Origin of the sequence: Bacillus paramycoides, from assembly GCF_038971285.1 — a bacterium.
In the GTDB taxonomy this organism is placed as follows: domain Bacteria; phylum Bacillota; class Bacilli; order Bacillales; family Bacillaceae_G; genus Bacillus_A.
Genome location: NZ_CP152427.1, coordinates 668,805 through 681,114, shown reverse-complemented (window position 1 = coordinate 681,114; position 12,310 = coordinate 668,805). Strand labels below are relative to the sequence as shown.

Genomic DNA, 12,310 nt, shown 5'->3' with positions numbered 1-12,310 from the left:
CTTCCCTTTATTAGAAAATCACGCCTGCATGTAAAATTACATTGGCATAAGGAGTAGCCTCTCCTGTACGAATAATGGCTTTCGCTTTCTTCGTATGCTCTTTAAATTGTTCATGAGCTACATATTCAAACGCTGGCTCTATTAATTTCAGCCCAATCTCTTTATTTACTTCCACATTATTGTTAATAACTTCTTCTGCTAACGTCACCTTTTCAATTGCCATATCATCAGCTACCACTTGCAATACACCTAAAAAGCTAGGTTTTCCAATTTCAACAGCTAAATCAATTCTTTTTACTCCGTCAGGAATTGGTAAACCGCAATCAGCGATTACAATCGTATCCGTATGCCCAAGTGAAGCAAGGACTGCTGCAATCTCACTGTTTAATACACCGTGCTTTTTCATCCGACAATCACCTGCACTTCACGTACTCTATCTCTCGTTGGCATACCGCCTTGCGCCCCAAGCTTCGTTACAGAAAGACCACCAGCAATATTCGCAAAACGAATTGCTTTTTGAAGTGTTTCTCCTTCAGAAAGAGCAACTGCTAATGCACCATTAAATGTATCACCAGCTCCAGTCGTATCTACTACATCAACAGCAATGCTAGGAACATGTACAATCTCCGTACCATTATGGAAACGTACACCGTTAGAACCTTCTGTCATCAATAGTTTGTTTGGATATTTAGCCAGTAACTCTTCAATTGGTGATGTGAAATCATCTAATACGATGCGACACTCATGTTCATTTGGCGTAATATAAGTTGCCTTTTCTAAAATATCTTCTGATAACACTTGTGCTGGTGCTGGGTTTAACATAACCGGGATTTTGTATTCCTCACAAATAGCCAATACATATTTTACTGTTTCAAGTGGAATCTCTAGTTGAAGAACAACCATATCTGCTTTTATAAGAAGATCTTTTGAACGATTTACAACCGACTCATTTACAAGAGCATTCGCTCCTTGCACAACAACAATACTGTTATCCTCTTCTGCTAAAACGATATGAGCAATTCCTGTCGCTGCATCTGTAACCGGTACCACATAGTTGATAAAAACGTGCTCGTTCTCTAAATTTTTCCTAACTACAGTTCCATAATTATCGTTTCCTACCGCTCCAACCATCGCTACATTTGCACCTAATCTAGCTGCAGCAACCGCTTGGTTGGCTCCTTTCCCTCCTGGAATTGTATGAAATGCTTCACCAATTACTGTTTCCCCTGCTTTCGGGCGTTTTTTTGAAACGGCCACTAAGTCCATTGAAATACTACCTACTACTGCAATATTTGGCATCTGTTTCATCTCCTTACTTCGTTGTATTTCGTTCTATAATTTCAATCGGTAAACGATAGTGTTTCTCTTCTAATACATTTCCTTCCATCTGCTCTAACAGCAGTTCTGTTGCAATTTTCCCCATTTCATAAATTGGCTGTGCAACAGTTGTAATAGATGGATACATCATTTCTGTTAAAGAAATTCCATCGAATCCGATAATTTGTAAATCATCCGGAATAGAAATCCCCTTTTGAAGCGCAGCCTTTACGATACCTATTGCAATTAAATCATTCCCAGCAACAATACCATCAATATGTGGGTATTCTTCTAATAGTTCTACCGCTACACGCTCACTATTAGCTGGATCAAATGTACTCTCTGCAATCATATAAGAAAGATTATTTTGTGTAATAACGTCTACAAAGCCTTCAAAACGTTCATTAGCTGTGCTTACGTCACGCGGTCCACGAATATGCGCAATATGTTTACAGCCCTTATCTATTAATAACTTTGTCGCTGCCTGACTTCCCGCATAGTTATCTGCATACACAGCAGGTATACGCTCATTAAACATACGATCAATCGCAACGACTGGTACTGACAGATTCATGTAATTAACACTATTTTTTGGATTTGTTGCTACAATAAATCCGTCCACATTATTTTGCCTAAGTACATCAATATATTGCTTTTCTTTCTCTAAATTTTCATCAGAGTTACAAAGTACAACTGTATATCCCTGCTTATGAGCTACATCTTCTACGGCACGTGCAACTTCTGGAAAGAATGGATTCACGATATTTGGAACAACTAAGCCAATTAAACGAGATTTCTTATTATATAGTGAACGTGCTACTGTACTAGGTTTATAATCTAGCATCTCAATCGCTCGTTCTACTTTCTTTAATGTATCTTCATGAACATATCCATTTTTATTTAACACCCTGGAAACGGTCGCAACAGATACTCCCGCTAATTTCGCAACGTCTTTAATCGTACTCATTCTTTTCCCTCTCCATTCCATGTAACCGTTTACAGAAAATAATATAACTTATTTCTAGAAATACGTCAATCATTTCTCACGAAAAAGCTTTTAAGGTTATACTCAAAAAAAGCACCGCCATAAGGCGATGCTTTTTCATTACGAATAGGATACAGTTTGTTCTTTTTCCTCTGTAGCTGGCTCTTCAGCGTCTTTTTTACGATCTGACAGTTTAATCTTCTGTAAGAAAATCGTAAAGATAGCGCCTACTACGATAAATACTAATCCTGTTAAGAATACAGTATGAAGTGAGTCTACTAAAGAGTTTTTCAAAATTGGTACAATGCTGTTAGCAAACGCTTCTGGCATTTGTTTTAATGCCTCTGGACTAAATAGCATCGAATATAAACCTTGTGGATCTGTATGAATCATATCTTTAAATTTCGTTACCATTTGTCCCGCTTCTTTCGGGAACGTATCTAATACAGGTACTAAATTCTTTGTTAATGTTGTACCTGAAGTGTTATTCATAATTGATCCTAAAATTGTAATACCAAATGTTCCACCAATTTGACGGAAGAACTGACTTGATGATGTTACGACACCAAGGTCTTTTTTCGGGAAGCTTTCTTGTAACGCTAATGTTAACGTTGGCATTACAAGACCCATGCCTAAACCGATAACCATCATATAAGACGTTGCAGTTAATTTAGTTGTGTGCATATCCATCGTTGTTAATAACCAGAATCCCCCAGCCATTATAAGCATTCCTGTAATAATTTGTGGTTTTACACCAACTTTTAATACAAGTTGCCCACCGATAATACTCATCACAATCATTGTAATCATCATCGGCGTCATAATTGTTCCTGATTCAGCAGCACTTACTCCTACAATTCCTTGCATAAAGAATGGTACGAACATAATCGCACCGAACATTCCAATACTCATAAAGAATCCAATCGCATTTAATAATGTAAATGTACGATTTTTAAAGAAATGCATCGGTAAGATCGGTTCTTCTGCTTTCGTTTCAACGATAACAAAGCTAACGATACCAATTAAAGCTAATGCAAATAACCCGATAATTTGCCATGAATCCCATGGATAATCTTTTCCGCCAAATGTTAAGGCAAGTAATAAACTGACAACACCGAGAATCATCGTGAAAATTCCAGCGATATCAATTTTAATTGGTCCTGTTTGTTTATGTGATTTTAATCCCATTGCAATAAAGATTGTTGCTAAAATACCAACTGGTAAGTTAATGTAGAATACCCATCTCCAGTTCACTGCATCTACAATCCAACCACCAACTTGTGGTCCAATTACAGAAGCAAGACCGTATAACGCACCAAAAATACCTTGCCATTTTGCACGTTCTTTTCCCGTGAACATATCTCCGATAATAATCATAGCCATTGGCATCATAATACCGCCACCAAGACCTTGAATACCACGGAAAATAATTAATTCTGTCATACCATTTGCCATACCACATAACGCCGAGCCAACCATAAAGATAACTAGCCCTGTTATATATACGTTACGACGGCCAAGTAAATCCGCTAATTTACCTGCAATTGGTACAACTGTTGTTGATGTTAACATATAAGCTGTTGTTAACCACGTCATTAAGCTTAATCCGCCTAATTCACCAACGATACGCGGCATTGCTGTACCAACGATTGTTCCATCTAATGCAGCAAATAGCATCGCGATTATTAAACCAACTAACAGCAACTTTCTATTTATGTTTTCTTGTTGCTCCATGTAATCTCCTCAATTCCTCTTAGTTATTCTCTTTTTTCTCTTGTGTCCCGCAAATAATTGTTTCTAGCTTCTCAAAGAGGCGTAATAAATCTTCTCTTTCTTGTAATTCTAAATGTGAGAAATATTTTGCAAGGTGCTCATTACGAGCAGTCATTGCCTCTTCTACCCTAGCTTTACCCTTTTTTGTTAACTCAATGACGACAACACGACGGTCATCTTTATCGTGATAGCGCTCGACAAGCTCTTGGTCAATTAAGCGATCAATCATCACTGTAATTGCACTAGGCTTTACATACATCTTTTTTGCTAATTTTGTCGCTCTTGAAGCTCCATAATGATCTAAAATCTTTAAAATATAAAACTGTGGTGGTGTAAGTCCTGTTGCTTGCATTTGTTCTAATAACTCCGTCTGCATTTTCTTTCCAATCGAAAAAGCAAGAGCTTGAATTTTATCGATATGCGTCATATCATTTGGCATGTTATCCACCTCTTATTTAAACAATAAAATATTTAATGTATTTAAATATTAATCCCGCGAACAAAATCCGTCAACACTTTTTATTTATAAAAACGTTTACAATTTTGTCACAAAGTTGTATAATTTTCGACGAAGTTAATATTGACAGTCACGGAGAATCGGAGTACACGGCTATGAATCATAAAAAAGGAAACTTTTTTATATTTCATGGCCTTTTTATATTCTCTCTGCCTTACAACACTTCGAATTAATTAGGGGAGGATTTTCATTTTATGTTTTTTACACAATTCTTTAAACCTGCGCCCCACGCGGAACGCTTACCAGCTGATCGCGTTGATAGCGAATACCGTAAATTACGTTTACAAGTATTCTTAGGTATCTTCATCGGTTATGCGGGTTATTACTTTGTTCGAAAAAACTTTTCACTTGCAATGCCATACTTGATCGAACAAGGATTTAGTAAAGGGGAACTTGGGGTTATCCTTTCAGCAGTTTCTATCGCTTACGGATTAAGTAAATTTCTTATGGGTATCGTATCCGATCGTTGTAATCCTCGCTACTTTTTAGCAGCTGGGCTATTTTTATCAGGTATCATTAATATTATTTTCGGCTCATTTTCTTTCATTACAACGAGCATTATACTTATGTTTGTACTTCAGTTTTTAAACGGATGGGTACAAGGTATGGGATGGCCTCCTTGTGGGCGTACAATGGTTCACTGGTTCTCAATTAGTGAACGTGGTACAAAAATGTCTATTTGGAACGTCGCTCATAATGTCGGCGGCGCACTTATGCCTTCTCTTGTAACATTAGGCCTATATTTCTTTGCAAATGACTGGCATAGTATTTTTTACTTCCCAGGTATTCTTTCAATTTTAGTTGGTATTTATGTGTTAATTACGATGAAAGATACACCTCAATCTTGCGGATTACCTTCTATTGAAGAACATACTGGAGAATATCCACCAGATGAGAAAGTACAAGATCGCGAACGCGAACTTTCAGTAAAAGAAATTTTATTTAAATACGTACTAAACAATAAATTTTTATGGTACATCGCTATTGCGAACGTTTTCGTATATTTCGTACGTTACGGTGTTGTAGACTGGGCTCCTACTTATTTAGTAGAAGAAAAAAGCTTTACTCATAGTAGCTCACGTACAGCTTATGCTCTATATGAATGGGCTGGTATTCCAGGTACACTTCTTTGTGGCTGGATGAGTGATAAATTGTTTAAAGGACGCCGCGCACCTGCTGGTATTTTATTTATGGTTGGTGTATTTATCGCCGTACTTGTTTACTGGCTAAACCCTCCTGGTAATCCAATGATTGATAGTATCGCACTTGTCGCAATTGGATTTTTAATTTACGGACCTGTTATGTTAATTGGTCTACATGCACTTGACTTAGCGCCAAAGAAAGCGGCTGGAACTGCAGCTGGATTAACTGGCTTCTTCGGTTACTTAGGCGGAGCTGCTTTCGCTAGTGCCGCTATGGGCTTTATCGTAGATGCATTCGGATGGGATGGCGGATTCATCTTATTACTTGCATCTTGTGTACTTGCAATGTTCTTCCTTGCTCTTACTTTAAAGACAGGATCTACAAAACAAAAACAAGCTTAAGTACTAATATTATTCTTATCAAAAAAAGAGAGACTGTTCTTTCCAGAACACCTCTCTTTTTTCTACATATAATACTTTTTTCTTACAAAAGATTTATTTCCCTCCTACATATATGTTAGCGTTTCCAAAACACTTCAACTACTACTACAACTGTATTCAATTTTTATATAAAAAGATTTTTGAATATTTTCTCAACTTATGCTTGTCAAACATTGTCAATTTATATTAAAATAACAACAACATACAAAATATTTAGTCTTTTCAGAAAAGATGGAGGGATAGCCATGAAGAATCCACTTCTTCGCATTGAAAACTTACAGACTTCCTTTCGCATACAAGATCAATATCATGCAGCAGTTGATGATGTTTCGTTAACTGTCCATGAAAATGAAATTGTCGCGATAGTCGGTGAATCAGGTTGCGGAAAAAGTGCACTTGCCCTTTCCATTATGCGACTGCATAATGAAGCAAATACAAAATTACAAGGGCAGCTTTACTATAGAGATAAGGACTTACTCAGCATGTCAACCGCTGAAATAAACAAAGTACGCGGTTCAAATATCGGAATGATTTTCCAAGAACCTCTTACAGCTTTAGATCCTCTTATGACAGTTGGAAAACAAATAGAAGAAAACTTAGACTACCACACAAATCTTTCGAAATTAGAAAAGAAAGAACGCACCTTAGAACTACTTCATCAAGTTGGTATTCCAAAACCAGAACTTACATATAAACAATACCCTCACGAATTATCTGGCGGAATGAGGCAAAGAATTGTTATCGCAATTGCAATTGCTTGCAAGCCTGGACTCATCATTGCAGATGAGCCGACAACTGCTCTAGATGTAACAATTCAAGCGCAAATTTTAGATTTATTACGTTCCATTCAAGAACAAACAAAAATGGGCATCATCTTAATTACCCATGATTTAAGTGTTGTTGCTGAAACAGCTGATCGCATCATCGTTATGTATGCAGGACAAATTGTAGAAACAGGGACTGTTGAAGAAATATTTAATAACCCTCTTCACCCATATACTCGTTCCCTATTAAACTCAATCCCATCTGCATATGCTGAAAAAGAAAAATTGCATGTTATTCAAGGTGTTGTACCGACGTTAGCTAAGTTACCTCGCACAGGTTGTCGCTTCCAAGCACGAATTCCATGGATTAGACCTGATCAACACGAGGAAAATCCAATTTTACATGAAGTAAAACCAAACCATTGGGTGCGTTGTACTTGCTACAAACATTTTAACTTCCAAGATAAGAAAGGAGATGACGTAACTCATGGCACTGCTTAAAGTAGAAGATTTAAAAGTACATTTTCCAATTAAAGGCGGTATTTTCGGTCGTACATTAGACTACGTTCGTGCTGTTGATGGCGTAAGCTTCGAATTACAAGCTGGCGAAACATATGGCATCGTTGGAGAATCTGGAAGCGGCAAATCAACAACTGGAAAAGCAATTATGCACTTAACGAAAGCGACGGGCGGTAGTATTCATTTTAATAATAGAGATTTAACAAAGTTAAGTCGCTCAGAACTAAGAGAACAACGAAAAGATATTCAAATGATTTTCCAAGATCCTTATTCATCCTTAAACCCAAAGAAACGTGTTATGGATATTATCGCGGAACCACTTCGGAATTTTGAGAAACTCTCACCCGACGAAGAACGTAGAGCTGTTCAAGATTATCTTGATAAAGTCGGCTTAAATCCGGAGTCTATTTATAAATATCCACATGAATTTTCCGGTGGGCAAAGACAGCGGATTGGTATTGCACGCGCTCTTACATTAAAGCCAAAGCTTATTATCGCTGATGAACCTGTATCAGCACTGGATGTTTCTGTACAAGCCCAAGTTTTAAACTTCTTACAAGATTTACAATCTGAACTCGGACTAACGTACTTATTTATCAGTCATGATTTAGGTGTAATTCGCCATATGTGTGATCGTATTGGTGTTATGTATCGCGGACGCATTGTGGAAGAAGCAACTAGTGCTGAAATTTATAACAATCCACAGCACATCTATACGAAGCGCCTAATATCAGCTATTCCTGATATTCGTCCAGAAAACCGCGAACAACAGCGTAAATTGCGTCGTGAAGTAAGCGCTGAGTACGAAAAATCATATGAAAATTATTTCAATGAAAATGGACGTGCTTACGATTTAAAACCAATCTCGCCAACTCACCGGGTGGCATTACCATAAGGGAGTGATAAAACATGTGGAAATTTATATTACGCCGGATTTTAGTTATGATACCACAATTATTCATATTAAGTGTACTCGTCTTTACACTTGCTAAAGCAATGCCAGGTGATGCATTAAGTGGCGCTGAACTAGCAAACCCAAAAGCCGATCCAAAAGTAATTGAAGAACAACGTGAGAAACTTGGGTTAAATGATCCTATTCCCAAACAATATGTAAGGTGGATTTCAAATGCCGTACAAGGGGATTTCGGTATTTCTTACGCACATAAAATACAAGTAACAGATATTATTGGGGAACGCCTTGGTAATACAGTGCTGTTAGCTCTTCTAATTCTTATTCTTACTTATTTAATCGCCATTCCACTTGGCGTTATAAGTGGACGTTGGAATGATACGTGGGCTGATCGACTCATTACACTCTATAACTTTTTAGGATTTGGTACACCCCTATTTATTTTTGGATTAGTAATGTTATTCTTATTCGGCTTTTTATACCCAATCTTCCCTACCAGTGGTAGCGTTGATCCACAAGTGGCAGCCGGATCATTTGATTACTATTTAAGTAAATTAAATCATATGATTTTACCAGCTTTATCTGGGGCATTAATTGGCACAGTAGGAACTGTACAATATTTACGAAGTGAAATTATTGATACGAAACATAAAGATTTTGTACGCACAGTAAAAGCAAAAGGTGTACCAGAATCTAAAGTATATTCCAGACATATTTTACGAAATTCATTTTTACCAATTGCAGCATTTTTAGGATATGAAATTACAGGTTTAGTTGGTGGCTCTATTATTCTAGAAAATATTTTCGGCTACCCAGGAATTGGACAACTATTTTTCCAATCTATCACTCAACGTGATTTCAGTGTCGTAACTGCTCTTGTATTATTTACTGGATTCGCAACGCTACTCGGGACTCTTCTTTCCGATATTATTCTAAGCATCGTTGATCCACGTATTCGTATTGATTAATGGAGGTGAAGAAACGTTATGTTAGCAAATCCTGAAAAACAAACTGAAGTCATTCATTACGAAAAGAGCCCTTCTGGTTTCTCCATTATGTGGCGCGAATTTCGTAAAGATAAACTAGCAATGTTTTCCCTATTCTTTTTAGCTTTAATATTAATAGCCGTTTATACAACTTCATTTATTATGAAACAAGAAGATATCGTTCGAGTTGATCTGTTCGCCATTTATGATCCTCCTTCAGCTGAACATTGGCTAGGAACTGATTATGGTGGCCGTGATATTTTCGGACAATTAATTATTGGTACACGTAATTCCTTTACAGTTGGTTTAGCCATCACTCTTTTATCAACTCTTATCGGTCTTACAATGGGACTAATTGCTGGCTATTTTGGAGGAGTTGTCGATAACATCATCATGCGTTTTATCGACTTTATGATGATTTTACCATTCTTAATGATTGTTATCGTATTTATCTCACTCGTTCCAACTTTCAATATTACTACATTTATTCTCATAATGACCGCTTTCTTATGGGTCGGAAAAGCAAGGCTTATACGCTCTAAAGTATTAACTGAGAAAGAACTTGATTACGTATCTGCATCCAAAACGTTAGGAACACCAAATTGGAAGATTATCTTCCAGCAAATATTACCTAATTTAAGTTCTATTATTATCGTAAATATTACATTAAATCTTGCTGGTAACATCGGGATTGAATCTAGTTTGACTTACTTAGGATTCGGTCTACCAGAAAGCACACCGAGTCTTGGTACACTTGTAAGTTACGCAACAAATCCAGATGTATTGCAAGAAAAATGGTGGATTTGGTTACCCGCATCAATCATGATTTTAGTGTTGATGCTTTGTATAAATTTTATTGGTCAAGCGTTAAAACGTGCGGCTGATGCGAGACAAAGAAAAGGATAAGGGGTGGAGAAGTTATGAACAAACCAAAACTGTACAAAGTATTAAGTACACTTGCTACTTCAACATTATTACTATCTGCATGTGGGGGTGCTGATAGCGGTAGCAACAAAGCAAATACGAAAAAAGTAGAAACAAATAAATTTAGTGCTACTGTAAAAAATGATGGCAAAGAGATTAAAGACGGATCATTAACATATGGACTCGTTTCAAATTCACCTTTTGCTGGTGTTTTAAGTAGAGTACTATATGAAGTTGCTCCAGATTCAGAAATTATGGATTTCTTTGATGAACAATTATTAGCTACAGATAAGAACTGGGAAATTACAAATGACGGTGCTGCAACGTATACAATTTCTGAAGATAAAAAAACAATTACAATTAAGATTAAAGATAATGTAAAATGGCACGATGGTAACCCTTTAACAGCTGAAGATTTAGAATATTCTTACTTAATTATTGGGAATAGCAAATATACAGGTATTCGTTACGATACACAAATGCAAATGATTGAAGGTATGGAAGAATATCACTCTGGAAAAGCTGACAAAATTTCTGGTATTAAAGTAGTCGATCCAAAAACAATTTCCATTACTTATAAAGAAGTAAACCCTTCACTAAAAACTGGTATTTGGACATATCCTACACCTAAAAAATATTTAAGTGATGTACCAATTGAAAAACTGGCTGAATCTGATAAGATCCGTCAAAATCCAATTGGATTCGGACCATTTAAAGTGAAGAAAATCGTCCCTGGTGAATCAGTTGAGTATGAGCGCTTCGATGATTATTGGGGTGGCAAACCTAAACTAAAAAATGTAACGTTAAAGGTTGTAAACCCATCTATTGTTAGTGCATCTCTGAAAAAAGGTGATATTGATATTGCAGCAATTACTGCTGATCAATATCCGAACGTAAGTAAATTAAAAAATACACAACTAATTGGTAAAACTGACCTTGCTTACACTTATATCGGATTTAAGTTCGGACATATGGACAAAGCAAAGAATGAAGCTGTAATGGATAACGATAAGTTCAAAGACGTTCGTTTACGTCAAGCGATGGCTTATGCAATTGATAGAGAAAAATTAGGAGAAAAAGTATATCACGGACTTCGTGTTCCAGCTAACTCTCCAATTCCACCATCTATGCCAAAGTACCATAATAACAATGTTGGCGCATATAACTTAGATGTAGATAAAGCGAAAAAACTATTAGATGAAGCTGGCTATAAAGATAAAAATGGTGACGGATTCCGCGAGGATCCAAAAGGTAATGAATTTAAAATTAACTTCCTAGCTAGTAACGGTAGTGAAACAAGTGAACCACTGGCTAAATTCTACATTCAATCTTGGAAAGATATCGGCTTAAAAGTAGAACTTGTTGACGGACGATTACATGAATTTAATGCTATGCGTGACATGATTAAAAAAGATGATCCAAAGGTTGATATTTTCTCTGGTGCTTGGAACACTGGTTCTGATCCGGACCTTTCTGGTCTATGGGGTAAAAATGCTGGATTTAACTATCAGCGCTGGGTAAATGATGAAAATACTAAATTATTAGACGCTGGATTATCAGAAAAAGCTACTGATGAAAAATATCGTAAAGAAGTATACGATAAATGGCAAAAATTAATTCATGACGAGGCACCGATGATTCCAATTCATTACACATTCGATTTAACAGGTGTTAATAAGCGCGTGAAAGGTTTCAATGTCAACACTGAAGTGAACCAAATTACTTCACATTGGAAAGACGTTACTGTAACAAGTGAGAAGCCAGAAGTAGAAAAATAATCATAAAAATAGCTCTTAGCATTTACTTACTGCTAAGAGCTATTTTTTATTTATAATTCTTCTCTTACTATTAATAACAACCAATTCCTTCCCGACTCTAATATTAAAAGATTTGATGAATCATCTTTATTACAACAGCTAACGTAACAGATGCAGCAAATCCCCCTAAACAAATAAGACCGACACCTTGGCTATATGATAAATTTTGAAATGCTTTCATCTTTTTCATCCTCCCTATCTCCCCTTCAATACTT

At 36.5% G+C, this 12,310-nt stretch carries 12 protein-coding genes; 6 read left to right on the top strand and 6 right to left on the bottom strand.

The window, feature by feature from the left end; all coding sequences use genetic code 11:
- Positions 1-10 precede the first annotated feature (10 nt).
- The 5 genes from rbsD to AAG068_RS03415 form a co-directional block, all read right to left on the bottom strand.
- Entirely contained in the window at positions 11-406 is a 396-nt protein-coding gene (rbsD, locus tag AAG068_RS03435) for a D-ribose pyranase (protein ID WP_342718012.1), read from the bottom strand.
- Complete coding sequence (gene rbsK, locus AAG068_RS03430) at positions 403-1,299, bottom strand: ribokinase (protein ID WP_342718010.1); 897 nt, start codon at positions 1,297-1,299, stop codon at positions 403-405. Before rbsK ends, rbsD begins: the two co-directional genes overlap by 4 nt.
- 13 nt (positions 1,300-1,312) lie before the next feature.
- Positions 1,313-2,284: a ribose operon transcriptional repressor RbsR gene (rbsR, locus tag AAG068_RS03425; RefSeq protein ID WP_087953828.1), complete on the bottom strand. Its 972-nt coding sequence runs from the start codon at positions 2,282-2,284 to the stop codon at positions 1,313-1,315.
- A 138-nt stretch (positions 2,285-2,422) separates the two neighbouring features.
- Positions 2,423-4,036 carry an MDR family MFS transporter gene (locus AAG068_RS03420; RefSeq protein WP_342718007.1) on the bottom strand — a complete coding sequence of 538 codons (1,614 nt, stop codon included), beginning with the start codon at positions 4,034-4,036 and terminating at the stop codon, positions 2,423-2,425.
- 19 nt (positions 4,037-4,055) lie between these two features.
- On the bottom strand, positions 4,056-4,514 hold the full coding sequence (locus tag AAG068_RS03415) for a MarR family winged helix-turn-helix transcriptional regulator (protein ID WP_342718005.1): 459 nt from the start codon (positions 4,512-4,514) through the stop codon (positions 4,056-4,058).
- 272 nt (positions 4,515-4,786) lie between these two features.
- On the opposite strand from AAG068_RS03415, the gene glpT reads away from it, so the two are divergent.
- The 6 genes from glpT (at position 4,787) to opp4A (ending at position 12,056) form a co-directional block, all read left to right on the top strand.
- On the top strand, positions 4,787-6,136 hold the full coding sequence (glpT, locus tag AAG068_RS03410; protein WP_342718003.1) for a glycerol-3-phosphate transporter: 1,350 nt from the start codon (positions 4,787-4,789) through the stop codon (positions 6,134-6,136).
- Between the two features lie 284 nt (positions 6,137-6,420).
- Positions 6,421-7,440: an ABC transporter ATP-binding protein gene (locus AAG068_RS03405; protein WP_342718001.1), complete on the top strand. Its 1,020-nt coding sequence runs from the start codon at positions 6,421-6,423 to the stop codon at positions 7,438-7,440.
- Positions 7,427-8,353, top strand: coding sequence for an ABC transporter ATP-binding protein (locus AAG068_RS03400; RefSeq protein ID WP_342717999.1), 927 nt, complete (start codon positions 7,427-7,429; stop codon positions 8,351-8,353). Before AAG068_RS03405 ends, AAG068_RS03400 begins: the two co-directional genes overlap by 14 nt.
- A 14-nt stretch (positions 8,354-8,367) precedes the next feature.
- On the top strand, positions 8,368-9,336 hold the full coding sequence (gene opp4B / locus AAG068_RS03395) for an oligopeptide ABC transporter permease (protein ID WP_342717997.1): 969 nt from the start codon (positions 8,368-8,370) through the stop codon (positions 9,334-9,336).
- 18 nt (positions 9,337-9,354) lie between these two features.
- Complete coding sequence (locus tag AAG068_RS03390) at positions 9,355-10,260, top strand: ABC transporter permease (protein ID WP_000880733.1); 906 nt, start codon at positions 9,355-9,357, stop codon at positions 10,258-10,260.
- A 14-nt stretch (positions 10,261-10,274) separates the two neighbouring features.
- On the top strand, positions 10,275-12,056 hold the full coding sequence (opp4A, locus tag AAG068_RS03385; protein WP_342717989.1) for an oligopeptide ABC transporter substrate-binding protein: 1,782 nt from the start codon (positions 10,275-10,277) through the stop codon (positions 12,054-12,056).
- Between the two features lie 103 nt (positions 12,057-12,159).
- On the opposite strand, the gene AAG068_RS03380 is transcribed toward opp4A, so the two are convergent.
- A complete protein-coding gene (locus AAG068_RS03380; protein ID WP_000738295.1) occupies positions 12,160-12,285 on the bottom strand; it encodes a DUF4027 family protein in 126 nt (41 codons plus the stop codon).
- Positions 12,286-12,310: the final 25 nt, after the last annotated feature.

What these genes read in the sequence shown, in the direction of transcription:
- rbsD (WP_342718012.1), bottom strand. Translation starts at nt 406, where the DNA reads ATGAAAAAGCACGGTGTATTAAACAGTGAGATTGCAGCAGTCCTTGCT.
- rbsK (WP_342718010.1), bottom strand. Translation starts at nt 1,299, where the DNA reads ATGCCAAATATTGCAGTAGTAGGTAGTATTTCAATGGACTTAGTGGCC.
- rbsR (WP_087953828.1), bottom strand. Translation starts at nt 2,284, where the DNA reads ATGAGTACGATTAAAGACGTTGCGAAATTAGCGGGAGTATCTGTTGCG.
- AAG068_RS03420 (WP_342718007.1), bottom strand. Translation starts at nt 4,036, where the DNA reads ATGGAGCAACAAGAAAACATAAATAGAAAGTTGCTGTTAGTTGGTTTA.
- AAG068_RS03415 (WP_342718005.1), bottom strand. Translation starts at nt 4,514, where the DNA reads ATGCCAAATGATATGACGCATATCGATAAAATTCAAGCTCTTGCTTTT.
- glpT (WP_342718003.1), top strand. Translation starts at nt 4,787, where the DNA reads ATGTTTTTTACACAATTCTTTAAACCTGCGCCCCACGCGGAACGCTTA.
- AAG068_RS03405 (WP_342718001.1), top strand. Translation starts at nt 6,421, where the DNA reads ATGAAGAATCCACTTCTTCGCATTGAAAACTTACAGACTTCCTTTCGC.
- AAG068_RS03400 (WP_342717999.1), top strand. Translation starts at nt 7,427, where the DNA reads ATGGCACTGCTTAAAGTAGAAGATTTAAAAGTACATTTTCCAATTAAA.
- opp4B (WP_342717997.1), top strand. Translation starts at nt 8,368, where the DNA reads ATGTGGAAATTTATATTACGCCGGATTTTAGTTATGATACCACAATTA.
- AAG068_RS03390 (WP_000880733.1), top strand. Translation starts at nt 9,355, where the DNA reads ATGTTAGCAAATCCTGAAAAACAAACTGAAGTCATTCATTACGAAAAG.
- opp4A (WP_342717989.1), top strand. Translation starts at nt 10,275, where the DNA reads ATGAACAAACCAAAACTGTACAAAGTATTAAGTACACTTGCTACTTCA.
- AAG068_RS03380 (WP_000738295.1), bottom strand. Translation starts at nt 12,285, where the DNA reads ATGAAAAAGATGAAAGCATTTCAAAATTTATCATATAGCCAAGGTGTC.